The organism is Paenibacillus sp. FSL R7-0128, assembly GCF_038002245.1.
Lineage (GTDB): Bacteria > Bacillota > Bacilli > Paenibacillales > Paenibacillaceae > Paenibacillus_AQ > Paenibacillus_AQ silagei.
In genome coordinates, this window is sequence record NZ_JBBOCD010000001.1 from 1,459,484 (window position 1) to 1,482,176 (window position 22,693).

Here is a 22,693-nt window from a genome sequence, read left to right on the forward strand (position 1 = left end):
AAGCACCGGCTTCTCACCTGACAGGCTAACAGCCTGCTGGTTTTGATCTCAATGCTTTATGAATGGTTACAATTCATGAACGTTGATCAAACGGGGTGTCGGGGAATTACCGGCATCCCTTTTTTATGGAGAACCGTAATATATTATCTGAAAATTATTCGGAGGTGGAGGATTATCAGTAAGGAACATATGATCAATGATGAAATTCGTGCCAAAGAGGTTCGGCTGGTCGGAGCAGAGGGTGAACAAATCGGGATCAAGCCGATCCGCGAGGCGTTACAAATGGCGATCGATCTTAATCTGGATTTAGTCAACGTAGCACCGCAGGCGAAGCCGCCGGTATGCCGCATCATGGATTACGGCAAGTTCCGTTATGAAACGCAGAAGAAAGAGAAGGAAGCCCGCAAGAACCAGAAGATCGTGGATCTCAAGGAAGTCTGGTTCCGTGCAAACATTGAGGAACATGATTATCAGACCAAGTTCCGCAATGTAATCAAGTTCCTGGGCGAAGGCGATAAAGTGAAGTGCTCCGTCCGTTTCCGCGGCCGTGAGATTACCCACGCTAGTATCGGCCAGAAGATCCTGGAGCGCGTGAAGAGCGAAGTAGAAGAAATTGCTGTTGTAGAGCGCCAGCCTAAGCTGGAAGGCCGCAGCATGATTATGATTCTGGCTCCGAAGCCCCAATAATCCTGGAGTCACTTGCATAGCAATTTGGCGCCGCATAATATTCAAGGAGGAAACACCATGCCTAAAATGAAAACACATAGCAGCCTGAAAGGCCGCTTCAAGATCACTGGAACTGGTAAAGTATTGCGTTACAAAGCTCACAAGAACCACTTGCTGTCCCACAAATCGAAACGTGCAAAACGCGTATTGAACGGCAATCCGGTAATGGCCCCTGGGGATGTAAGACGTTTGAAACAAGGACTCGCTAACTTGAAATAGTTAATCACACATTTTTGGGAGGTTTATTAATATGGCAAGAGTTAAAGGCGGATTTGTAGTTCGTCGTAGACATAAAAAAGTATTGAAGCTGGCAAAGGGTTACTTCGGTTCCAAGCACCGCATTTTCAAAACAGCTAAAGAGCAAGTAATGAAATCGATGGTTTACGCATACCGTGACCGTCGTCAGACGAAACGTAACTTCCGCAGACTGTGGATCGTTCGTATCAATGCTGCAGCCCGTTTGAACGGTCTGTCTTACAGCAAGCTTGTATACGGCCTGAAATTGGCTGGTGTAGAAGTGAACCGTAAGATGCTGGCTGATCTGGCAGTGAATGATCTGAACGCCTTCAACTCCCTGGCTGTTGTTGCCAAAGAGAAGATCAACGCGTAAGACGCTATAAACCGAAAAGCACCGCCTGCGGGTTCTCCCGTGTGACGGTGCTTTTTTTGCGCGGTGGGAACCGCCGGATGGACGGCTATTCCCAGTATTTCGTTGTGCTAAGCAGCGAAGCAAGTTTCTTGCTGCTGGAGCGTCTCAGCTTGCGCAGCGCAGACCGCTCGTCAGCAGACTGGCAGATCAGCTTCTCTTCGTCGGTCTGGGCCACGATGGCCGGAACAGGGGCTGTAGTGCCGTCTTCATTCATAGCTACGAAGGTCAGGAAGGAAGTTGCAGCAACAGCGCGTTCGCCAGTGTAGAGATTCTCGGAGATAATCTTGACGAATACCTCAATGCTGGTGCGGCCCGTCCAGGAGACAAAGGATTCGAAGCAGACGGAATCCGTCGGCCGGATCGGCAGGAGGAAGTCGACAGAGTCAGCGGATGCCGTTACTACGTTGACCCGGCAGTGGCGCATGGCCGAGATGGAGGCTACTTCATCGATGGTGCTCATGAGCTTGCCACCGAACAGTGTCTTGTGATTGTTCACATCATTCGGGAAGACGCGGCCGGTTTTGAATACGCGGGATTCATGACAGTATTTGAAGTCGGGTGCAGCTTGTGGTGTGTGTTCTTGTTCCATTTTCAGTAACTCCCTTTGCGTACAAGATGTAATCATACATGATAATAGAAAAGCCTTCCCTGTGCAATAATAATGTTAATGCACTTGGAACCATAAGCTACATTTTGAGGTTTTCTAACATATAACGGACACAGAAATAACAGCCCGTGTCAAGGTAAGCGATTTCTTGTTGAAAAATGCAAATTATTATTGACCTGAGGTCATTAATAGACTGGATTTTAGCTTTTTTTGCAGGTATAATTTGTACTAATGGTATGTCCAAAGCAGAACACAGAAGACATCCAATTTACTAAGGGGGATCACTTTCGATGAAGAAGTTTTACCAACTATCTTTGGTTATGGTTATGGCCTTCACTGTCATTCTGGCAGGTTGCGGTAACAATAACAGCGCTAATTCCGGCTCCAATGCTGGAACAGCAACTACTGCACCAACAGACGCAGCTGCAACAGAAGCACCAGCAGCAACTGACGCTCCTAAGGCTGTCAAACTGGGTCTAGTAACTGACGTAGGCGGAGTAAACGATAAGTCCTTTAACCAGTCTTCCTGGGAAGCACTGGAGGCTATGGAGAAGGAATTCGGCGCTGAGATCAAATACCTGCAGAGTAAATCCAATGCAGACTATGAGCCTAACCTTAACCAGTTCGTTAAAGGCGGCTATGACCTCACTTGGGGAATCGGCTTCGACCTTGGCGATGCTGTACTGAAGGTTGCCAAAGAGAACCCGAATGCTAACCTTGCGATCATCGACAGTGTAGTGGACGCTCCTAACGTTGAATCTGTAACCTTTGCCGAGAATGAAGGCTCCTTCCTGGTGGGTGTTGTTGCTGGTCTGACAACCAAAACCAACAAAGTAGGTTTCATCGGCGGTATGGAAAGCCCGGTTATCAAACGTTTCGAAGTGGGCTTCAAAGCCGGCGTAGAAGCGGTTAACCCTAATGCTACAGTAAAAATCACTTATGCAGGTGCTTATGATAAGCCGGATACCGGTAAATCTTTGGCGGCAACATTGTATAATGATGGCAACGACATTATTTTCCCTGCTGCAGGCGCAACAGGCAACGGCGTATTCAACGAAGCGAAATCCCGCAACAAAGCCGGCGGCAGCAAAGTATGGGTTATCGGCGTTGACAAAGACCAGTCCCTGGAATTTGGCGATGATGTAACGCTGACTTCCATGATCAAACGTGTTGACGAAGCGGTTAAGAAGGTTTCCCAGCAGGTTGTTGACGGTACCTTCAAAGGCGGAACTACAACTGTTCTTAGTCTGAAAGACAACGGTGTAGGCCTTCCTGAAACATCCAAAGCTAACGTTACTGCAGATATTCTGGCTAAGGTTGACGAATATAGCAAACAAATCATTGATGGAACAATCGTTGTTCCTTCCGAGTAATTCATTGCTTCAGCTTAACCCGATTTAACATAACGTCGAAGAGCAGGGCCGGTTCAAACACTGGCCTTGTTCTCTGTCAGCATCTGTTATAGACAATCACAACTGTACCGTCCTTGTGTGGGGCGGTACAGCCGTGTCTAAAAGGCAATATTATATATATTCTGTGATGAGGGTGATTCCATGAGTGCTGCGGCTCCTGTCGTAGAGTTGAAGCAAATCACAAAACGCTTTCCCGGTATCGTTGCGAACGACTCCATTAGTCTGACGCTGGAAAAAGGGGAGATCCATGCGCTGCTTGGTGAGAACGGGGCAGGCAAATCAACCTTGATGAATATCGTATTCGGACTGTACCAGCCCGATGAAGGCAGCATCGAAATCGACGGGAAACCGGTTATTATTGATAACCCCAATAAAGCTATTGAGCTTGGCATTGGTATGGTTCACCAGCATTTCAAGCTTGTTGATCCTTTTACGGTCACCGAGAACATTGTTCTGGGCATGGAGCCGAAGAAAGGTCTTAAAATTGACTATAAATCCGCTGCGGAGCAGGTTCGTAAGCTATCTGAGCAGTACGGGCTCCAAGTCAATCCAAATGCCAAAATTCATGACATTTCGGTAGGCATGCAGCAACGGGTAGAAATTATGAAAACCCTGTACCGCGGAGCGGATATACTTATATTCGATGAGCCTACCGCTGTACTAACGCCGCAGGAAATTACGGAACTGATGGCGATTATGAAGCGGCTCGTTGCAGAAGGTAAATCCATTATTCTGATCACACATAAGCTGAAAGAAATCATGCAGATTTCCGACCGTGTCACCATTATCCGGCGCGGTAAGGTGATTGATACGGTGAAGACCACCGAGACCAATCCTAACGAGCTTGCTGAGAAGATGGTCGGACGCGGAGTAACCTTCAAAGTGGACAAGCAGCCGCCGCATATTGGCGAGAGCATCCTGAAGCTGTCTAATGTCAGCAGCAAAAGCAAGGATGGCGTGCCTGTGCTGAATGGCCTGAGCTTTGAAGTTAAGGCGGGGGAGATTCTCGGAATCGCCGGAGTGGACGGTAACGGCCAGAGTGAGCTGATTCAGGCCATTACCGGGCTGCGCAAGATTGACTCAGGTTCGATCCAGGTCTCCGGTAAGGAGATTGGCAATCTGTCACCGCGCAAGGTATCTGAAATGAATGTCTCCCATATTCCGGAGGACCGTCACAAGCATGGTCTGGTGCTGGACTTCACCGTGAGCGAGAACATGGTTCTGGAGACGTATTATAAGAGTCCATATAACCAGAAAGGGTTCTTGAACACAGATGTGATTAACAAGCATGCCGAAGATCTGGTAAGACAATTCGATGTGCGCACACCTTCTATAGAGAATAAAGCCCGCTCCTTATCCGGCGGTAATCAACAAAAAGCGATTATTGCGCGGGAAATAGACAAGAATCCGACTCTTCTGATTGCCGCTCAGCCAACGCGCGGTTTGGATGTCGGAGCCATTGAATTTGTGCAGAAGCAGCTGATTGCGCAGCGTGACCAAGGCAAGGCTGTACTGCTGATTTCATTTGAGCTGGATGAAATTATGAATGTGTCCGACCGGATTGCCGTTATTTATGAAGGGCAGATTGTCGGAGAGGTATTCCCGCAGGATACGAATGACCAGGAGCTGGGTCTGATGATGGCGGGCAGTTTGAAGCGGGGAGGTCATGCGGATGTCTAGACTCCGGAAAATATTCGCAACAGACAGCTACATAATTCCTCTTGTAGCAATTCTGATGGGTTTCCTTGTAGGTGCTATCGTCATGCTGATTGGCGGTTATGATCCTATTGCGGCTTATTCTGCGCTGTTCAAGCGCGTGTTCGGCAGCCCGTATGATTTCGGTGAGGCGATCCGCGAGATGACTCCGCTTATGCTGACGGGTCTGGCTGTAGCCTTTGCCTTCCGCTCAGGGATGTTCAACATTGGTGCGGACGGGCAGGTCATGATCGGGATGACGGCTGCATCTGTTGTCGGCATTAAGCTTGGCGGGGTATTGCCGGCTTTCCTGTTAGTTCCGCTTGCGGTCATTGCAGCTGCTGTATGCGGCGGACTATGGGCCGGTATTGCCGGATATCTGAAGGCCAAGCGCGGAATTAATGAAGTTATCACAACGATCATGTTGAACTGGATTGCGCTCTTCCTGTCGAATTATATTGTCCGGACGTTCCTGCTTCTGCAAGGGCAGAACCGGTCGGAGGATAATCCGGCTTCTCTATCCATGACCTTCCTCTTCTCCACCTTTGATAATGCCCGCTTGCACTGGGGAACCGTGATTGCCCTGGCGGCAGCAACTTTCTTCTATGTCTATCTCTGGAAGACCAAGCAGGGCTACGAAATGCGTGCAGTAGGCTTGAACCCGCATGCTGCCGAATATGCAGGAATGAATGTCGGACGCAATGTGGTGAAGGCAATGTTCATCAGCGGCGTGTTCGCAGGTCTCGCAGGCGCTGGTGAAGTACTGGGTGTATTCCATTATCAATCCGTATTTGCAGCTTCACCTGGTTATGGATTTGACGGTATCGCTGTTGCCCTGCTTGGACTGACCCATCCGCTGGGTGTCATTCTCGCTGCTATTCTATATGGCACGCTGACGTACGGTTCGGCAGGCATGAGCTTCGGTGCGGATGTGCCTCCGGAGCTGATCCGTATTGTAATCGGTTCGATCATATTCTTCATTGCTGCGCAAGGCATTGTACGCTGGGTGCTCAAACCGTTTTACTTCAAGCGCAAGAAAGAGAAGGTGTTATAGATGGACTTCGTAGTCTTAGGCCAACTGCTCAATACGACGCTTGTTTTTTCCACAGCGCTAATATTTGCCTCCCTCGGCGGCATCTTCTCTGAACGATCCGGTGTCGTGAACATCGGACTTGAAGGCTTAATGATGTTTGGCGCCTTTGCAGCTGCAGTAGGTGGCTACTATGCTCAAGATGCAGGTATGGGCGAATGGGCCCCTTGGGTCGGGGTGCTTTGTGCCATGGCTGTAGGAGTAATCGGTTCACTGATCCATGCTGTGGCTGCGATTACCTTCAAGGCTGACCAGACGATAAGCGGTACGGTTATTAACTTCCTGGCCGCGGGCAGCACATTGTACATGGTTAAGCTGTTCTTCGAAGGATCAGGCGAAACTCCGCTGATCGACGGATTCAGCAAAGTGGCGATTCCCGGGCTCTCCAAGATTCCGGTTATCGGCGAGGGGATATTTAACTCCTATCCAACCACTTATCTGGCGATTATCTTAGTCATTGTCATTTATTTCATCCTGTTCAAAACTCCGTTTGGACTCCGTCTGCGCGCAGTCGGTGAACATCCGAGTGCGGCTGATACCCTGGGTGTCAATGTCAACAAGATGAGATACATCGGCGTCATGCTGAGCGGACTGCTGGCGGGTATCGGCGGAGCCACCATTACATTGACTACTACAGGTACGTTTGCGCACAATACGATCTCGGGACAAGGCTTTATTGCCATTGCTGCGATGATCTTCGGGAAGTGGAATCCGCTTGGTGCCTTCGGTGCTGCGGTATTCTTCGGCTTCTCCCAGGCGATCCGCAACTATGTCCAGCTGTTTGAATGGTCCAAGAGCATTCCGCAGGAATTCATCTTCATGATTCCTTATGTGTTAACCATTATCGTTCTGGTGAGTGCTGTGGGCCGTTCCTCGGCACCTAAGGCGCTTGGTGAACCTTACGATCCGAGCAAACGCTAAGGCTATCGGTATACCAATTCCAGAGCTTAACAGAACAGAGCGCATTTCCGGATTTCCGGGGATGCGCTTTTTTAATAGATAAGAATTTATATGTTTTGGGGTCCCCGCAAAGTACCTGAGTCATCGTCGAAGCTAAAGTCCCACTTTGTGGGGGGATTTTGTAATCATTGCAGGTAGCAGCTGCGAATACTTTCAGCCCGGAGGCGGGCAGATGTACAGGCAAATACCGGGTGAGGCGAATAGAGTGTTAAGAAACAACTACAGGAGGGATATTATGGCACACCCGGTTACGAAGCAACAAGTGATCAAGCTGATAGGCAAACATATCGTGGCGGTAAAAAAAGACGGGTCCAAAGTGACGGGCAAACTGATCCGCATCTCAGGCAACCGGTTGATTCTGCAGCGTATCAGTGGTAAAAAAGTACAAACCAAGGCACTGATTCCGCTCGTATTGTTTGATTTGCTGGCCATTGGTACGGCTCCTTACGGTTATGGCGGAGGCTACGGGTATGGCGGTGCTCCTTACGGGGGCGGTTATGGTTATGGCCATGGTCCAGTTCCCGGCCCTTATGGCGGCTACGGCCCAGGTCCTGGTTATGGAATTCCGCCGATCGGATTCTTTTAAGCCATATAACTTGCTGCTTTATCAGCGGAACTGTTTCTCAAGCTCATAGCAGTAGTTTTGCGGTTGATAACGGGCTACGCTGTAGCCCAGTTTTTCATAAAAGTTCAGACCGGCGGTATTTCCGGTATCTACAGAGACCTTTGCTCTGTGGCATGCACGGGATAGTGCAAACCGCTCCGCCCTGTCCATAAGCATATTTCCGTATCGCTTACGCCTTGCATCCGGGGCAATGGCGAGCATATCAATGTATAATAAATCGCCATGCAGCAGAAAATGCACGAACCCCAGCGGATCACTGTCGTAGTCGGGACAAGCAACAAGTGTGACTCCCTGTCCCAGGCGGCGGGGCAGATCCTTCCTGACCTGATTAATGATTGTCTGCGGAAGATGGGATAACGGGACAAGCTGCTTTTCAATTAAGTCATAAATAATCGTGTCATCCTGCCTGGGTCTGCGGTAACGAATCATAAATATTGCCCCCTTTCCACGCATTGTCGTACATCATATGCCCCGGGCGGTGTGGGCGTTCCGGCAAGAATAGAACAAGATTTTATGAACAATTTAATGTATAACCCGCAGATGGGTATTGACTAACCGTGTGAGGAATCATATAATGTGTCTAAACATTTAACGAGCATACATGTATCGGCAATGATGAGGACGAAGTTTTAAGGGCTCTTTTGTTCAGAGAGTGAGAGGAATTGCTGCAACCTCCACCAGAATCCCTTATATACGAGCTCACCTCGGAGCTGTTTCCCTGAAAGGCCCACCAGCAGGAGCGGTGGAATTATTAGGGGGAATCGTTTGGTCCGCGTTAGGGACTTCAGGTTACGAAGATTTGGGCCCTGCCTACATCGATGGATTTTTGTATACCTGATAAGGCATATCATCGTGAGATGTTATGCAAACATGGGTGGTACCACGGAAGCTAAACCTTTCGTCCCTCACGCGCTTCTTCTGCGCGTGGGAGGCGAAAGGTTTTTTTGTTGAAACAGGAAAGATTTAAGCCTGTTCGCTAATATTAAAGGTTGGATACTGACGTCCTGTCATTTGAATAATGCATGTGAACGATCGAAGGGAGGAATACTGATGAGCGCGCAATTACCGGAAGAAGTGCGGTCGATAGAGCAGTTACGTGAGAAATGGAAAAATCCAGAGGTGGTTTCGGGTTCCGAAGTCCTCCTGCGCAGTCTTGTACTGGAAGGTGTAGATACTGTATTTGGATATCCCGGCGGGGCTGTACTCTATATCTATGATGCTCTTTATGGATTCGACGATTTCAATCATATTCTGACACGCCATGAGCAGGGAGCGATCCATGCGGCTGACGGGTACGCAAGAGCGAGCGGTAAAGTTGGCGTATGTATTGCTACTTCAGGCCCCGGGGCAACCAATCTGGTAACCGGAATCGCTACAGCTTTTATGGATTCGGTTCCGCTGGTAGTCATTACCGGTAACGTATTCTCCAGCCTGATTGGCACAGATGCTTTTCAGGAAGCGGATATTACCGGGATAACGATGCCGATTACGAAGCACAGCTATCTGGTGCGGGATGTTGAGGATCTGCCGCGCATTATTCATGAAGCCTTCCATATTGCGAATACGGGACGTAAAGGTCCGGTACTGATCGATATTCCGAAGGATGTATCGGCGGCGATGACATTGTTCACTCCGGCAGAACACCAGGGAGTTAACCTTCGCGGCTACAATCCGCGCACGGTTCCCAATAAGCTGCAGCTCGATAAGCTGGTGAAGGCTATTGAGGCGGCGGAGCGTCCGATTATTATTGCAGGCGGCGGAGTCATCTACTCTGGAGCGCATGAGTCCATGTATGAATTCGTGAAGCGCACGGAGATTCCAATCACTACTACATTGCTGGGACTGGGGTGTTACCCGAGCGGCGAAGAGTTGTGGATGGGAATGCCGGGAATGCATGGCACATACACGGCCAATAACGCCATTCAGCAATGCGATCTGCTGATTAACATCGGTGCCCGGTTCGATGACCGCGTAACCGGCAAGCTGGACGGCTTCGCTCCTAAAGCGAAGATCGTGCATATCGATATTGATCCGGCCGAGATCGGCAAGAATGTAGCAACTGATATTCCTATTGTGGGCGATGTTAAGACGGTTCTGGAAATGCTGATCCCGGATGTGAAGCGTGCCTCGAAGGCTGATGCCTGGAGAACACAGATTGCCCAGTGGAAGCTGGACCAGCCGTACCGGTACAAGGATTCGGAGACGGAGCTGAAGCCGCAGTGGGTCATCCAGATGATCAATGACACCACCAAAGGTGAAGCTATTGTGACGACTGACGTAGGCCAGCATCAGATGTGGGCTGCTCAATATTACAAGTTTAACCATCCGCGTTCATGGATTACTTCGGGGGGCCTTGGAACAATGGGCTTCGGATTCCCGTCAGCGATCGGGGCGCAAATGGCCCATCCGCAGCGGCTCGTAGTCTCCATTAATGGTGATGGCGGCATGCAGATGTGTTCCCAGGAGCTTGCGATCTGTGCGATCAATAAGATTCCGGTCAAGATCGTTGTGATTAACAATCAGGTACTCGGAATGGTCCGTCAGTGGCAGAACCTGATCTATGAGAAGCGTTACAGCTATACCGATCTGGCCGGCAGCCCGGACTTTGTGAAGCTGGCTGAGGCTTACGGTGTGAAGGGCCTGCGGGCAACGAACAAGGAAGAAGCCAGCGCCGCCTGGAAAGAAGCCATGGAAACACCTGGACCTGTCCTGGTAGAATTCGTTGTCCCCAAAGACGAGAATGTCTACCCGATGGTAACCCAAGGGTCTACCATTGATCAAATGCTGATGGGGGATGAATAACAGTGATGAGACATACGATTGCTGTGCTTGTGAATGACCAGCCTGGCGTGCTGCAGCGGGTATCCGGATTATTCGGCCGCCGGGGGTTCAATATTGAGAGTATTACTGTTGGGCAATCCGAAGAGGTCGGATTGTCCCGGATGGTCATTGTAACGTTAGGTGATCAGCATACTCTGGAGCAGATTGAGAAGCAGCTCTACAAGCTGATTGATGTAATTAAGGTAGTTGATCTGGGTTCAAAGCCTATGGTTGCCCGTGAGCTGGCGCTCATTAAGGTCAAGGCTGAGCCCTCTGAGCGGCCTGAGATTATGGGCGTAGTCGAGACCTTCCGTGCCTCGGTAGTAGATATCGGTACGGCAAGCCTGCTGGTGCAGGTAGTCGGAGAAACCACCAAAATTGATGCAATGATTGAGCTGCTTAAGCCTTATGGTATTAAGGAGCTGTCCCGGACAGGAGTAACGGCGATGATCCGCGGGAATGCCTAATCGTCACATTTTACAGCTTTAACGAATTGCTGCTTGCGTGCATTAATTTAATTAAGACATTCATTTAATTAAGATTAGGACAGACTTTGCCCGCTAAAGAGCGGGGGCTTGAGGAGCACGCTATAATAGAGTAAGCCTAACAGGAGTGTGCTCTTGAAGCACCCGCTCTTTACGATGGGTCCCAAATTAAAGGAGGATTTTGACAATGGCAGTTACAACGTACTATGAACAGGATGCAGAGCTTAGCGTATTGAAGGGAAAGACAATTGCAGTAATCGGGTACGGTAGCCAAGGACATGCCCAGGCACAGAACCTGCGTGACAGTGGTCTTCAGGTGGTTATCGGTCTGCGTGAAGGTAAATCTTTTGAAACTGCCAAGAATGACGGCTTTGAAGTATTGTCTGTAGCAGAAGCAGTATCCCGTGCAGATGTGGTGCAAATCCTCATGCCGGACGAAACTCAGGCATCTGTATATAAGAATGATATCGAACCGAACCTCAAGAATGGCGCGGCTCTGATGTTCTCCCACGGTTTCAACGTGCATTTTGGACAAATCGTAGCTCCTAAGGATGCGGATGTGCTGTTGGTAGCTCCTAAATCTCCTGGACACATGGTTCGCCGCACTTATGTTGAAGGCTTCGGCGTTCCCGGCCTGATCGCTATTGAACAGGATGCAACCGGCAATGCCAAGGCTATTGGTCTGGCGTATGCCAAAGGCATCGGCTGTACCCGTGCCGGAGTCATCGAAACCTCCTTCCGTGAAGAGACAGAAACGGATCTGTTCGGTGAACAGGCTGTTCTCTGCGGCGGTGTGTCCGAACTGATAAAGGCTGGTTTCGAGACATTGACTGAAGCCGGATATGCGCCTGAGATGGCTTACTTCGAGTGCTTGCATGAGCTGAAGCTGATTGTTGACATGGTATATGAAGGCGGATTGTCCAGCATGCGCGATTCCATCAGTAACACAGCGGAATACGGTGACTATGTAACTGGACCACGCATCATCACTGCTGAGACTAAGAAAGCTATGAAAGAAGTACTGTCTGATATTCAACAGGGTAAATTCGCCCGCGACTTTATCCTTGAGAACCAATCCGGCCGTGCCTTCCTGACCGCTACCCGCCGCAATGAAGCCGCTCATCCGGTAGAAGTGGTTGGCAGCCAGCTGCGTGAAATGATGCACTGGATTAAGAAATAAAATCATATAATTCAGAATACAAGTAACCATAGTGTGATTCTCAGATGCGGCCGTAATTTTGCGGGCCGCATTTGAGGGTTTATGGACAATCTTCAGGAGGTGCTCAGCATGCGGAAAATTCATGTGTTCGACACGACGCTGCGTGACGGGGAGCAGTCGCCGGGTGTGAACCTCAATACACGTGAGAAGGTAGAAATCGCTTACCAGCTGGAGAAGCTGGGAATTGACCGGATGGAGGCAGGCTTTCCAGCCGCTTCGCCAGGAGATCTGGCTGCGGTGAATGCAGTGGCCAGAGCGGTCAAGAACGTCACCGTAATCGGTCTGTCCCGTTCCAGAGAGAGCGATATTGATGCGGTCAAGGAAGCGCTGCAGGGGGCACAGGACCCATGCATTCATATTTTCCTGGCTACATCGCCGATACACCGGCAGCATAAGCTGCGCATGGAGAAGTCACAAGTGCTGGAAACGGCACAATCGGCGATCCGCTATGCCAAGAAGTATTTTCCCAAGCTGGAATTCTCCCTGGAGGACGCCGGCCGTACCGAGCGTGATTTCATGGCTGAAATGGTATCCATGGCGATCCGCGAGGGTGCGAATGTGGTGAATATTCCGGATACGGTCGGTTACCTGAATCCGGCGGAATACGGTGCCATCTTCAAATTCCTGAAGGATACGGTGCCGGATATCGAGCGGGTACAGCTTAGCGCCCATTGTCATAATGATCTGGGGATGGCTACTGCCAATACGCTGGCTGCCATTCAGAATGGCGCAGACCAGATTGAGGGTACGATCAACGGGATCGGGGAACGTGCCGGCAATACAGCGATTGAAGAGGTGGCTCTGGCGCTTGAGACCCGCAGTGAGTATTTCGGCGCGAAGACCTCTCTGGTCCTATCCGAAATCTCCCGTACCAGCCGCCTCGTCAGTAAGCTGACAGGGATGGTTGTGCCGGGGAACAAGGCGATTGTCGGCGCGAATGCCTTCGCCCATGAATCCGGGATTCATCAGGATGGCATGCTGAAGGAGAAGACGACCTACGAGATTATGACACCGGAAACCATCGGCCTCAAAGAAAGCAAGCTGGTGCTGGGCAAGCATTCGGGCCGTCACGCTTTCCGCGATAAGCTGAGTGATCTGGGTTATGACATCTCTGAGGAAGAGGTCAATGCCGCTTTTGCCAAGTTCAAGGATCTCGCAGATAAGAAAAAAGAAGTCTCAGACGAGGATATCCTTGCGCTTCTGGAAGAGAAGCTGATCGATACACCGGAGACCTTCAGCCTGCAGACGATCTATGTTACGTATGGCAATGAGGCTACTCCAACCGCCAAGGTGATTATTCACGGCCAGGACCCGCAGCCGATTGTGGCGGTTGCCGAAGGCAACGGATCGGTAGATGCGATCTACAATGCCATTGACCAGGCTACAGGGGAAGAAGTCACACTGGGTGATTATTCGATCAAAGCCGTCAGCAGAGGGAAGGATGCTCAGGGTGAGGTGCATGTCGTGCTCTCGCAAGGCGAGGTGGCTGCGCAGGGCCGCGGACTTAGCACCGATATTCTGGAAGCGAGTGCCAGAGCCTACCTGGATGCATTGAACAAGTTGATTGAGAAGCGCAAGACCTACACCAAGCGGGAGCATGCCAATCTATAATTCAACTATTTAAAAGAAGCTTCACCGGACCAGTTCATTTTGTCCGGGGAGGCTTCTTTTTTTTGTTCAATAATCTGCTGAAATTTTTTTGACGCTGAGCATTCCGGGGTAGAATCCAGCTGAAGGGGATTTGAAACAAGTTTTAAATGAAAAGAATGAACAAGATGAGTCGGAAAAATGAAAAATAGTTCATAATCCAGAGTGGATTCCACATTATCAGCGTTTGAAACCACTTTTTTGTCGATAAAAATATTTTATTTTTAAGTTATCTATGATTTATCTCATAATCTGTTCAGAAATTGTTCAGAGGCGGCAAGTAAAGTTACGAAAGTACAGTAAAAGCGAAATCGAAGGCCCACATACATATTAGTGACAGGGGGACGATCGGGAAGAAGCAGGCCGGAACGGGGAATTGCGACGCTGGAACAATCATTTTGCAGAAAGAGAGAGAGGTTATAATTACATGAAGAAAAAGACGATAGGCGCCTGGTTGGTTGTTGTAATGCTGATTACACAGTTTGCCAACGGTTTCGGGTTCATGACGAAGGTTAAGGCGGATGGGACGGAGATAACAGATCCACTAATTACGAGTGTGACTATGTCGGTCTACGATAATGGTGTTCCTGTAACGGATGTTGTCTACAAGCAGGGAGCTGAAGTCAAGCTAACTTATAATTGGGAGCTTCCAGATAACCATAATTATAAAGGGGGAGATACTTACTCCTTTGATTTGCCTGACAAATTTGTGCTCGCTTCAGATATTAAAAATGTGGCACTTGTGGCGGATGGAATGAATTTGGGGTACTTTGATGTACTTAAAGGCAGCCCGAATAAGGTTGTAATGACCTTAGGCAATGATGTTGATAAATTCTTCGGAGTGCATGGTTCCTTTACAATTAAAACCTCCTTCGATATGAGCAAATTCACAGAAACAACAGTGCAGACGATTGTCTTCCCTATAGACGGCGGCAATCAGACAGTTACAATTACTTTCGAGCCTAAGGTAGACTCGACAATCTCCAAAAGCGGTGTTCCTAAAGGAACTAACTCAGGTAACGTAAATGCTAAACAAATTGTTTGGAGTGTCGATGTTAATAAAGTATTGGACAGTGTCTATGGAGCTAATGTCCTTGATACGATTCCTGCAGGTCTGACTTTGACCAATCCGCTGGATGTTAAGGTATATGATCTGAATGTGAAGTTAAATGGATCAGTTACACAAGGGTCTGAAATTTCAAACTCCAGATATTCGGTTACAACTCCTTCGGGTAATCTGAATGTCGCATTTAATGAATCGCCAATTACTGGCGCTTACCGTGTTCAATTCACTACCGATATCACGGATGCAACCAAAACAAGCTTCACGAATAATGCTTCATTCAGTGGAACAAACTTACAGGCTGTTCCTGCATCAGCAACAGTGAATGTTTCTAGAGGAGCTTATCTGAGCAAAAAATCATCTTCTTATAATTCCGCAACTCAGGTAACTTACTGGGAGATCAATTATAACTATAACGAGTCATCGGTTCTTAAAGATGATGCCGTGTTAAAGGATTATTTTAATGACTCGCAGGAACTGGTAGTGGGTTCTGTAAAAGTATTCCCTGTGAATTTCCTGACGAATGCAGCTGGAACTGTTGGAAGCACTGAGGTTAGTAATTATACGGTTACTCCTGCAACCCAGCCTGGGAAGAACGGATTTGAACTGAAATTCAATGAAAACATCAACAGTGCATACCAAATCCGATATCAAACGAAGGCGATTAATCGAGTAGAGGGACCTGAGACTATTAACAACACAGTTACATCCGGATCTACAACTGTACCTGGAGTAAGAACTATTGATCAGGTGATCATTAATAAGTCTGCAAGTGTAAACTACAACAGTAAAAAGGTTACTTGGACAGTGGCTATTAATGGTGATAGTTATCCTATGGAGAATGTAGTAGTTAAGGATATTTTCACCAATAAAGGTCTGGAGATTATTCCCGGAACTATTGTTGTCAAGCAAGGCACATCTACGATTACTACAGGCTATACTATCAAGAATTTAAATAATACTACAGGTTTTGATATTGTGTTCACTTCACCAATCAGTGGACCCTATACGATAACTTACGATACTTATTTTGATAATAAGTGGCTGAATTATGATTGGCTTACAAAGGATGCTTATTTTGTAAATCAAGCGACGGTGGAGTGGAATGATCCCGGCTCCACAGTTATTAAAACAAAAACTGTAACGGCAAACTTTGATCCTGTCTCTGCAGAGAAAGCTAATGGTTATAAGAGTGGAGACTACAATGCACAAGAAAAGGAAATTACTTGGACGGTTGGGGTGAACTATAACCGGCATTCACTTGCAAATGCTAAAGTAACAGATACATTGCAGGATAATCAAAAATTCGTTCCTTCTTCTGTAGAAATTTACTCTATGAATGTCAATGGAGATGGTGGTTACTCCAAAGGATCAATTAAGCTTGTTCTGGGTACAGATTATAATGTTACCTATAACGAAACGAGCAAAGAGCTACAAATAGATTTTACAAAAACGATCACAACGGGTTATGTTATTACTTTTAAAACAAGCCTTAAAGGCCAATTGACTAACACATCAACGTTGAACAACACTGCTAACCTGTATAGTGGTACAAAACCGGAGTCCAAAGACCTCAAGGCTTCAGTGACGATTCCCAAAGCTGGCGAATATGTTACAAAGTCGGGTACACAGAACAATTTGAACATTAAATGGACTGTGAATATTAACTACAATCAGTCTTACATTGAGTCAGCCAAAATAGTTGATGATCCAAGTGATAATCAAATCCTTATTCCGGATTCGATCAAACTGTATGGTACTACAGTTAATTCAGGAGGTTCTGTTACTAAGGTCTCTACACCGCTAATTAAGGGAACAGATTATGATCTGGTCATCACTACGGACCCTGATCTTGGTAAACAACAGTTTGTACTCACTTTCAAGGCTCCTATAGAGAAACCTTATATTTTGGAATATGAGTCTCTGATTGTAGCCAATAATGGGCAAAAAGTGTCCAATCATGTCTCAATCAGTGGTGAAAACTCCACTACTATTACCAAACAAACCAGCAAGGAAGTTACGGTTGCACTGTCAGACGCAGACGGTGTAGGAACAGGCACTAGAAAAAATCTAAAGGTTGTTAAAGAGGATTCGGCTAATCCTTCACTTAAGCTAAGCGGTGCTACATTTGCACTTTATCGTAAGGCTGGAGGAACAGAGACTGTCTTTAACACTCTTACCACAGATTCTAAGGGTGAAATTAACTTTAACAATCTATGGCCGGGGACCTATACATTGCAGGAAATTACTGCACCAACTGGTTATGTTCTTAATCCTACTCGTTACCCGGTAACGTTTGATTCTACACTGGAAATGGTTATGACTGTGAAAAACCAGAAGGTAGCAACGCCAACACCATCGCCGACAGCAACACCGTCGCCGACAGCAACACCAACAACAGCACCGACAGCAACACCAACAACAGCACCGACAGCAACACCAACAACAGCACCGACAGCAACACCAACAACAGCACCGACAGCAACACCAACAACAGCACCGACAGCAACACCAACAACAGCACCGACAGCAACACCAACTACGGCGCCAACAGCAACACCAACTACGGCGCCAACAACAGCACCAACTACAGCGCCAACGACAGCACCGACTACGGCACCAACAACAGCACCAACTACGGCGCCAACAACAGCACCAACTACAGCACCAACTACGGCGCCAACAACAGAACCAACTACAACACCAACAACAGAACCAACTACGGCACCAACAACAGAACCAACTACGGCGCCAACAACAGAACCAACACCAGCACCAACATCACCGCCGGTGTACTATACACCGACACCTGAACCATCAAGCATTCCTGGAGTTATCGGTACACCAACACCGACACCATCGGTAACGCCAGCACCAACGGGGACTCCGGCTGCTTCCAGTACGCCAGGAGTAACGGCAACACCACAGGTGACGCCAGCAGCAACACCGGCCCAGCCTGGAACGGTCAGCACTCCAACGCCGCAAGCCACACAGGTCACTACGATTGAGGAAGTGCCTATCGACGGCGAGATCCCGCTGGGAGGTATTCCTAGCATCGGCGAAGAGCCGGCGCATGGTACGGTAACTATTACACCGGATGGCAAATGGACGTATACTCCTGATCCAGGCTACACCGGCAAGGATAAATTCACGATTGTCGTAACAGATGAAGACGGCAATGAGGAAGAGATTACAATTGAAGTTGGAGTCGATGAAGTGCCTAAGGGCACGGTTACAGAACCAACTGACAAAGGCAACAACAGCGGACTTCCCGGCAAGCTTCCGCAGACCGGAGAAGAAAGTCCTCTCCCGCTGTATCTGACTGGCGGCGGATTGATTATTCTGGGAGCTGTACTGGCCAGAAGATTTAATGCCCGCAAGAAAATGTAGGAGAATGCACCTTAGCAGGTATTAACCAGCTAATATGGCAGCATACACAAAGACACCCGCAGCAGGCTGCGGGTGTCTTTGCTCTTATAAATATAAAGTCGCTGAAATCATACCGTCCCCAGAAAGGTCAGTATTGCCGTTTCTATTTACGGAGAATCACATGCTTCTGAGGTTAAGATGCTTCCATTCCTCATACCAGCGCTTAATACTCGCGGGCGGCTTCACGCCGAGCTCCCGCTTCAGTAAATCCGTCAGAATATGATATTGTTCCTCTACCGCTGAACGCTCTCCAATGCTGTCGTAGACCTTCATCAGCCCGAGATGCCCCTGTTCAAAATAAGGCTGGAGCTGCACCACTCTCTGGTACACGGTCACCGCTTCCGGTATCCGGCCGCTGCCGACATAGAATTCGGCGATATTCATTGCGTGATGCAGCCAGATGGTCCGCAGACGCTGCCGTTCCCCTTCCGCCCAGAGGTAATCGTAATCGTTCAGATAATCGCCGGAATAGAATTCGAACAACCGCTGATGTTCCTCATAGTTGTCTTTATTGATGGCATCCAGGGTAAGAATGCCCTTCTCCCATTCGTAGCTGTCTATCAGCAGGCTGCCGGTCTCCAGGGTGTAGCCTTCTCCTCCGCTGGCATTGCTGATCTGCAGATCGATCTCCGCCTGCTTCAGGCATTGCCGAACCTGATAAATCGTTGTATAAAGATGAGTGGAGGCCTTCTTGAGATTGAAATCGGGCCACAGCAGATCGGTTAGGGTATCTTTGCTTACGAACCGGTTGCGGTTATGAAATAAATAAGCGAATAATTCCTGTGCCTTGGAGGTGCGCCAGCGGATATTGGGCAGCGGCTGGCCGCCCCGTTCGAATCTTAAGGACTGGAAGCTGCGGATCATTACCGTCTGTGCAGGCTTGCTCGAATCCTCCTGTGCCTGGCTGAGACGCTCCTCCAGCCGCTCGATGGTCTTCAGCAGACGGCCCCGCTGTACAGGCTTAAGAACATAATCAAGCGCATAAAGCTCGAACGCCTCGATGGCGTAGCTGTTATGTGCAGTTACAAATACGATGCTTGCCTGCGGGCACAGCCTTTGCATGGCTTCCGCAGCCTGGACGCCATTCATCTCAGGCATATCAATGTCGAGGAAAATCACATCAGGGCGTAGCAGCGGCACTGCTTTGACCGCCTCGGAAGGATCAGTATAAGCAGCGATTATATTTATAGTTGTCAGTTCCTCCAGCATCATTTTCAGCTTCATAAGAGCAAGCCGTTCATCATCTACCAGCAAGGCCTGAATCATGTCTATCCCACCACTTCATTAAGGAATGTTGTCTTGTCATAGGCTGTTTAAGGATAATTCGACAAGGATGCGGGTTATCCTCCCTCTGAGCTTGCACTTGAGGCTGATTTTGAATAGAAATGCTGCTATTCTAAAATAATCAAGTGGAAACGGCTTTGCCGTCCTTTGAGGGGACGGTACCGTTTCAGCGAGAAAGATAAGGATAATTATAGCGCGAAGCATATAAATTCTTATCTTTTTAAAAAACTATGCAGGGGAACCTTAAAGTCAGACGTCTAACGTTATGTAGCTGAAGGAGGGAAGAAAGACTTGGAAGAGACGGAGTGGATCAGTGCTGTGCTAAGCGGAGAGCATCAGGCCTTCGGGAATCTGGTGACCCGTTATCAAGGCATGGTATATAGCGTATGCATCAAAATTACAGGAGAAGCCGAGTCTGCCAAGGATATGGCTCAGGAAGTCTTCATCAAAGCCTATAAAGCCCTTCCCACCTTCAGAGGACAATCTTCCTTCTCCACCTGGCTGTACCGGATTGCTTACCGCACCTGTCTGGACTGGAAACGGGCCAATGACCGGGAATGGCGGCACCGGAGTGCAGCAGATTACACTGAGAATGACTGGGTGACTTCACAGACACCTGAACAGGCAGTGCTTCGCAAGGAGGCTTCCCGGGAGTTGGGTGAGAACCTGAATAGTCTGGCGGAACCGTACCGGTCGGTTGTGCAGCTGTACTATTTTCAGCGCCACTCCTATCAGGAGATCGCGGAGCAAAAAGGAATTTCGGTTAAAACGGTTGAATCGCAGCTCTATCGGGCCAGACAGATGATGCGCAAAAGCGGGGAGGAATGGCGATGAATTGTTCAACAGTAAAAGAGTGGATGCCGCATTATATAGATGGACAGTTGTCACCTGAGGCCCAGCAGGCGATCTATCTGCATACCCAGACCTGTCCCGGCTGCGCGGAATGGCTGGAGGAGGCGCGGGAGCTTGCGGCGATGTGGAGTGAGATGGAAGCCGGGCTGGATCTTAGCGGGCAGGAGCCCGTGTTGACGCATGACTTCCCTGATTTGACCGGGGATGTTATGGCAAGGATCGGCCAGCTGGAGAACGGACGCAGAGAACGGATCGTGAAATCCACCATGACCAGACGGCGTACGACCCGGGGAACCTCCTGGATGCATTACGGCGTGGCGGTCGGTCTGACGTTTCTCCTGCTGCAGCTTGGCGTATTTGAGAATTTGGCCTATGGCATCACTGAAATCAATGGGCATATGTCCACATCGGTCAGCTCCTGGTTCGGCCCGCAAGGTAACAATAAATAAATCCATAGCGGCTTCGCCGGTTATCTATTTTATTTCAACAAAACTTTTGGGAGGGTAACATATGATTAAAAAAAGACGCTGGCTCACGTTTCTCCTGGCTATGGTTCCAGGACTGGGCCACATGTATCTGGGCTTTAAAAAAATGGGTCTGGAGTATATGATTGGAGCATCGCTCTGTATTATATTCATTCCGTCTATGCCCGCCGTGTTTCCGTTCGCACTTGCTGCGCTCTGGTTCTATCAATTATTCGATGCGCTGCAAAAGGCGGCTTGGATGAAGGTGTCGGCTGCCGAGCATGAGCGGATGATGTTCCATCCGGATAGCTTTGGAGCACCCTGGTCGATGGGAATGTCTGCGCCCCCGATGTACCCGCATGATGACGTGAATCCAGTGTGGGTCGGTATAGGGTGTGTTATCGCGGGCATCCTGCTGCTGCTCATCACTGCATTTCCCGCTCTGTGGGAAATACTGAGCGATATGAATATCGGAGCGATTCTGTTGTCGCTTGCCTTGATCGGGTATGGATTCAGAATGCTGAAGAATAATTCAAAAGTATAGTGAAATGGGGAATTAAACGATGGGGAGATGGAAAATCGGCAGCTTTACCGCCGCAATAGGGTGCATAATAGTAGGCGTTATTGTAGTCATGGCTCAATATGGTGTAATCACGTACGATGTGCTGGGTTATATCTGGCCGGCCCTGCTTATCCTGTTCGGCCTGGAGATGCTGCTTAGGCTCTTCATTAAATCAGATGTCAAAAGCCGCGTAAGCGGCTGGGCCATTCTGCTGATCATTGTGCTTATCGCGGCAAGCGGGGCACAGACGGTGCTGGCCGGAGGCTCGCTGAGTAGTATCTTCGGCAATACCAAGCTGGTGCCGGTGAACGGGAAGGTAGAAGTGCAACAGGATATTAAGAATGTGCGGATTGATCTGCCTCAAGGCAAGGTTAAGCTCCAGGGTGTGGATGGGAGCACGCTGACGTATGAAGGAAAGCTGGAGCTGCCGGGCAATACAGACAATGAAGCAGCAAGTGCTCTGGAGCGTAAATGGAAAGTGACGACCGAGGGCGACACGCTTGTGATGGAGCTGGAAGGAGATTCAGGCTGGCTCTCCAATATCCAGATCGGCTTTAATAACAATGCGCCATATCTGAATGTCGGCATTCCGCAGAATCTGGCCGCTCAGGTAGAGACCAGTGACGGTTCCATCGAAGCCGGGGGGCTGGCCGCAGGCATTAATGTGGATACGAGCAACGGAACGATGGATATCCATGATGTCTCCGGAGGGGTGAAGGCTCATAGCAGCAACGGCACGCTGACGGTAAAGAATGTACAGGGCGGAGCAGACCTGGTTAGCTCGAACGGTGCGATTACGCTGGGGAATATTGACGGCGCTGTGTCGGCCAGAAGCAGCAACGGCAAGATTACGGTCAATTCGGCAATCACAGGTGCATGGGAACTGAAATCCAGCAACGGCAAGATTGTCTTGGGTCTTCCGGCGGTAACGGATGCCAAGATTACGGCAGATACCAGTAACGGATCACTTAAAGGCAACGTGGACTGGGGCGGCGACGATGAGGACCATGGAACGGCTGTACTTGGAAAAGGCACCCATGAGGTCACCTTGTCCACCAGCAATGGTTCTATAACAGTGGATACGGCGCAATAAAAGACATAGAA

At 48.9% G+C, this 22,693-nt stretch carries 20 protein-coding genes; 17 read left to right on the forward strand and 3 right to left on the reverse strand.

The genetic code is table 11. The features are described 5' to 3' along the window. The first annotated feature begins 189 nt into the window (after positions 1-189). Genes infC through rplT form a run of 3 tightly spaced genes read left to right on the forward strand, consistent with a single transcriptional unit; the run spans position 190 to position 1,336 of the window. Positions 190-687 (forward strand): translation initiation factor IF-3, encoded by a 498-nt coding sequence (gene infC, locus NST26_RS06175; protein ID WP_036696103.1) that lies wholly within the window; start codon positions 190-192, stop codon positions 685-687. Positions 688-744: 57 nt separating this feature from the next. Next, positions 745-945 carry a 50S ribosomal protein L35 gene (gene rpmI / locus NST26_RS06180; RefSeq protein WP_036696104.1) on the forward strand — a complete coding sequence of 67 codons (201 nt, stop codon included), beginning with the start codon at positions 745-747 and terminating at the stop codon, positions 943-945. A gap of 31 nt (positions 946-976) precedes the next feature. Then, positions 977-1,336 (forward strand): 50S ribosomal protein L20, encoded by a 360-nt coding sequence (gene rplT / locus NST26_RS06185; protein ID WP_036649386.1) that lies wholly within the window; start codon positions 977-979, stop codon positions 1,334-1,336. An 85-nt stretch (positions 1,337-1,421) separates the two neighbouring features. Here the strand turns inward: rplT and NST26_RS06190 are convergent, their stop codons facing one another. Further along, a complete protein-coding gene (locus tag NST26_RS06190) occupies positions 1,422-1,964 on the reverse strand; it encodes an acyl-CoA thioesterase (protein WP_036696107.1) in 543 nt (180 codons plus the stop codon). 308 nt (positions 1,965-2,272) lie between these two features. On the opposite strand from NST26_RS06190, the gene NST26_RS06195 reads away from it, so the two are divergent. The 5 genes from NST26_RS06195 (at position 2,273) to NST26_RS06215 (ending at position 7,725) form a co-directional block, all read left to right on the forward strand. Continuing rightward, on the forward strand, positions 2,273-3,355 hold the full coding sequence (locus NST26_RS06195) for a BMP family lipoprotein (RefSeq protein ID WP_340978840.1): 1,083 nt from the start codon (positions 2,273-2,275) through the stop codon (positions 3,353-3,355). A 180-nt stretch (positions 3,356-3,535) separates the two neighbouring features. Further along, entirely contained in the window at positions 3,536-5,074 is a 1,539-nt protein-coding gene (locus NST26_RS06200; RefSeq protein ID WP_339313107.1) for an ABC transporter ATP-binding protein, read from the forward strand. Beyond that, entirely contained in the window at positions 5,067-6,143 is a 1,077-nt protein-coding gene (locus NST26_RS06205; RefSeq protein WP_036727664.1) for an ABC transporter permease, read from the forward strand. Before NST26_RS06200 ends, NST26_RS06205 begins: the two co-directional genes overlap by 8 nt. After that, positions 6,144-7,100 (forward strand): ABC transporter permease, encoded by a 957-nt coding sequence (locus tag NST26_RS06210; protein WP_036727665.1) that lies wholly within the window; start codon positions 6,144-6,146, stop codon positions 7,098-7,100. Positions 7,101-7,374: 274 nt separating this feature from the next. Next, positions 7,375-7,725 carry a hypothetical protein gene (locus tag NST26_RS06215; protein ID WP_036727667.1) on the forward strand — a complete coding sequence of 117 codons (351 nt, stop codon included), beginning with the start codon at positions 7,375-7,377 and terminating at the stop codon, positions 7,723-7,725. 21 nt (positions 7,726-7,746) lie between these two features. On the opposite strand, the gene NST26_RS06220 is transcribed toward NST26_RS06215, so the two are convergent. Further along, on the reverse strand, positions 7,747-8,193 hold the full coding sequence (locus NST26_RS06220) for a GNAT family N-acetyltransferase (protein WP_036727669.1): 447 nt from the start codon (positions 8,191-8,193) through the stop codon (positions 7,747-7,749). A gap of 621 nt (positions 8,194-8,814) precedes the next feature. Between NST26_RS06220 and ilvB the strand changes: the two genes are divergently transcribed. The 5 genes from ilvB to NST26_RS06245 all read left to right on the forward strand — a co-directional run bounded on the left by ilvB (position 8,815) and on the right by NST26_RS06245 (position 18,388). Next, positions 8,815-10,566, forward strand: coding sequence for a biosynthetic-type acetolactate synthase large subunit (ilvB, locus tag NST26_RS06225; RefSeq protein ID WP_036727670.1), 1,752 nt, complete (start codon positions 8,815-8,817; stop codon positions 10,564-10,566). Between the two features lie 5 nt (positions 10,567-10,571). Next, positions 10,572-11,051, forward strand: coding sequence for an acetolactate synthase small subunit (gene ilvN / locus NST26_RS06230; RefSeq protein ID WP_036727931.1), 480 nt, complete (start codon positions 10,572-10,574; stop codon positions 11,049-11,051). A gap of 205 nt (positions 11,052-11,256) precedes the next feature. After that, complete coding sequence (gene ilvC, locus NST26_RS06235; protein ID WP_036727672.1) at positions 11,257-12,249, forward strand: ketol-acid reductoisomerase; 993 nt, start codon at positions 11,257-11,259, stop codon at positions 12,247-12,249. Between the two features lie 108 nt (positions 12,250-12,357). Further along, the gene (locus tag NST26_RS06240; RefSeq protein WP_036727673.1) at positions 12,358-13,899 is read left to right on the forward strand and encodes a 2-isopropylmalate synthase; all 1,542 of its coding nucleotides are present in this window, start codon (positions 12,358-12,360) and stop codon (positions 13,897-13,899) included. Positions 13,900-14,362: 463 nt separating this feature from the next. Then, entirely contained in the window at positions 14,363-18,388 is a 4,026-nt protein-coding gene (locus tag NST26_RS06245) for a collagen binding domain-containing protein (protein ID WP_340978845.1), read from the forward strand. 156 nt (positions 18,389-18,544) lie between these two features. On the opposite strand, the gene NST26_RS06250 is transcribed toward NST26_RS06245, so the two are convergent. Continuing rightward, the gene (locus NST26_RS06250; protein ID WP_339254373.1) at positions 18,545-19,693 is read right to left on the reverse strand and encodes a response regulator; all 1,149 of its coding nucleotides are present in this window, start codon (positions 19,691-19,693) and stop codon (positions 18,545-18,547) included. A 309-nt stretch (positions 19,694-20,002) separates the two neighbouring features. Between NST26_RS06250 and NST26_RS06255 the strand changes: the two genes are divergently transcribed. From NST26_RS06255 to NST26_RS06270, 4 genes are all read left to right on the forward strand, one after another. Continuing rightward, on the forward strand, positions 20,003-20,545 hold the full coding sequence (locus NST26_RS06255) for an RNA polymerase sigma factor (RefSeq protein WP_036727677.1): 543 nt from the start codon (positions 20,003-20,005) through the stop codon (positions 20,543-20,545). Beyond that, the gene (locus tag NST26_RS06260; RefSeq protein WP_036727679.1) at positions 20,542-21,012 is read left to right on the forward strand and encodes a zf-HC2 domain-containing protein; all 471 of its coding nucleotides are present in this window, start codon (positions 20,542-20,544) and stop codon (positions 21,010-21,012) included. The genes NST26_RS06255 and NST26_RS06260 overlap by 4 nt, the downstream gene beginning before the upstream one ends. Positions 21,013-21,073: 61 nt before the next feature. Next, positions 21,074-21,571, forward strand: coding sequence for a hypothetical protein (locus NST26_RS06265; RefSeq protein WP_076076916.1), 498 nt, complete (start codon positions 21,074-21,076; stop codon positions 21,569-21,571). 19 nt (positions 21,572-21,590) lie between these two features. Beyond that, entirely contained in the window at positions 21,591-22,682 is a 1,092-nt protein-coding gene (locus tag NST26_RS06270) for a LiaF transmembrane domain-containing protein (RefSeq protein WP_340955389.1), read from the forward strand. Positions 22,683-22,693: the final 11 nt, after the last annotated feature.

Excerpts from the sequence above, each read along its gene's own strand:
- NST26_RS06250 (WP_339254373.1), bottom strand. The coding sequence starts at position 19,693 with ATGATTCAGGCCTTGCTGGTAGATGATGAACGGCTTGCTCTTATGAAG.
- NST26_RS06245 (WP_340978845.1), top strand. The coding sequence starts at position 14,363 with ATGAAGAAAAAGACGATAGGCGCCTGGTTGGTTGTTGTAATGCTGATT.
- NST26_RS06215 (WP_036727667.1), top strand. The coding sequence starts at position 7,375 with ATGGCACACCCGGTTACGAAGCAACAAGTGATCAAGCTGATAGGCAAA.
- ilvB (WP_036727670.1), top strand. The coding sequence starts at position 8,815 with ATGAGCGCGCAATTACCGGAAGAAGTGCGGTCGATAGAGCAGTTACGT.
- NST26_RS06220 (WP_036727669.1), bottom strand. The coding sequence starts at position 8,193 with ATGATTCGTTACCGCAGACCCAGGCAGGATGACACGATTATTTATGAC.
- NST26_RS06260 (WP_036727679.1), top strand. The coding sequence starts at position 20,542 with ATGAATTGTTCAACAGTAAAAGAGTGGATGCCGCATTATATAGATGGA.
- NST26_RS06200 (WP_339313107.1), top strand. The coding sequence starts at position 3,536 with ATGAGTGCTGCGGCTCCTGTCGTAGAGTTGAAGCAAATCACAAAACGC.
- rplT (WP_036649386.1), top strand. The coding sequence starts at position 977 with ATGGCAAGAGTTAAAGGCGGATTTGTAGTTCGTCGTAGACATAAAAAA.
- NST26_RS06265 (WP_076076916.1), top strand. The coding sequence starts at position 21,074 with ATGATTAAAAAAAGACGCTGGCTCACGTTTCTCCTGGCTATGGTTCCA.
- infC (WP_036696103.1), top strand. The coding sequence starts at position 190 with ATGATCAATGATGAAATTCGTGCCAAAGAGGTTCGGCTGGTCGGAGCA.
- ilvC (WP_036727672.1), top strand. The coding sequence starts at position 11,257 with ATGGCAGTTACAACGTACTATGAACAGGATGCAGAGCTTAGCGTATTG.
- NST26_RS06270 (WP_340955389.1), top strand. The coding sequence starts at position 21,591 with ATGGGGAGATGGAAAATCGGCAGCTTTACCGCCGCAATAGGGTGCATA.
- NST26_RS06210 (WP_036727665.1), top strand. The coding sequence starts at position 6,144 with ATGGACTTCGTAGTCTTAGGCCAACTGCTCAATACGACGCTTGTTTTT.
- NST26_RS06205 (WP_036727664.1), top strand. The coding sequence starts at position 5,067 with ATGTCTAGACTCCGGAAAATATTCGCAACAGACAGCTACATAATTCCT.
- NST26_RS06195 (WP_340978840.1), top strand. The coding sequence starts at position 2,273 with ATGAAGAAGTTTTACCAACTATCTTTGGTTATGGTTATGGCCTTCACT.
- ilvN (WP_036727931.1), top strand. The coding sequence starts at position 10,572 with ATGAGACATACGATTGCTGTGCTTGTGAATGACCAGCCTGGCGTGCTG.
- NST26_RS06240 (WP_036727673.1), top strand. The coding sequence starts at position 12,358 with ATGCGGAAAATTCATGTGTTCGACACGACGCTGCGTGACGGGGAGCAG.
- rpmI (WP_036696104.1), top strand. The coding sequence starts at position 745 with ATGCCTAAAATGAAAACACATAGCAGCCTGAAAGGCCGCTTCAAGATC.
- NST26_RS06190 (WP_036696107.1), bottom strand. The coding sequence starts at position 1,964 with ATGGAACAAGAACACACACCACAAGCTGCACCCGACTTCAAATACTGT.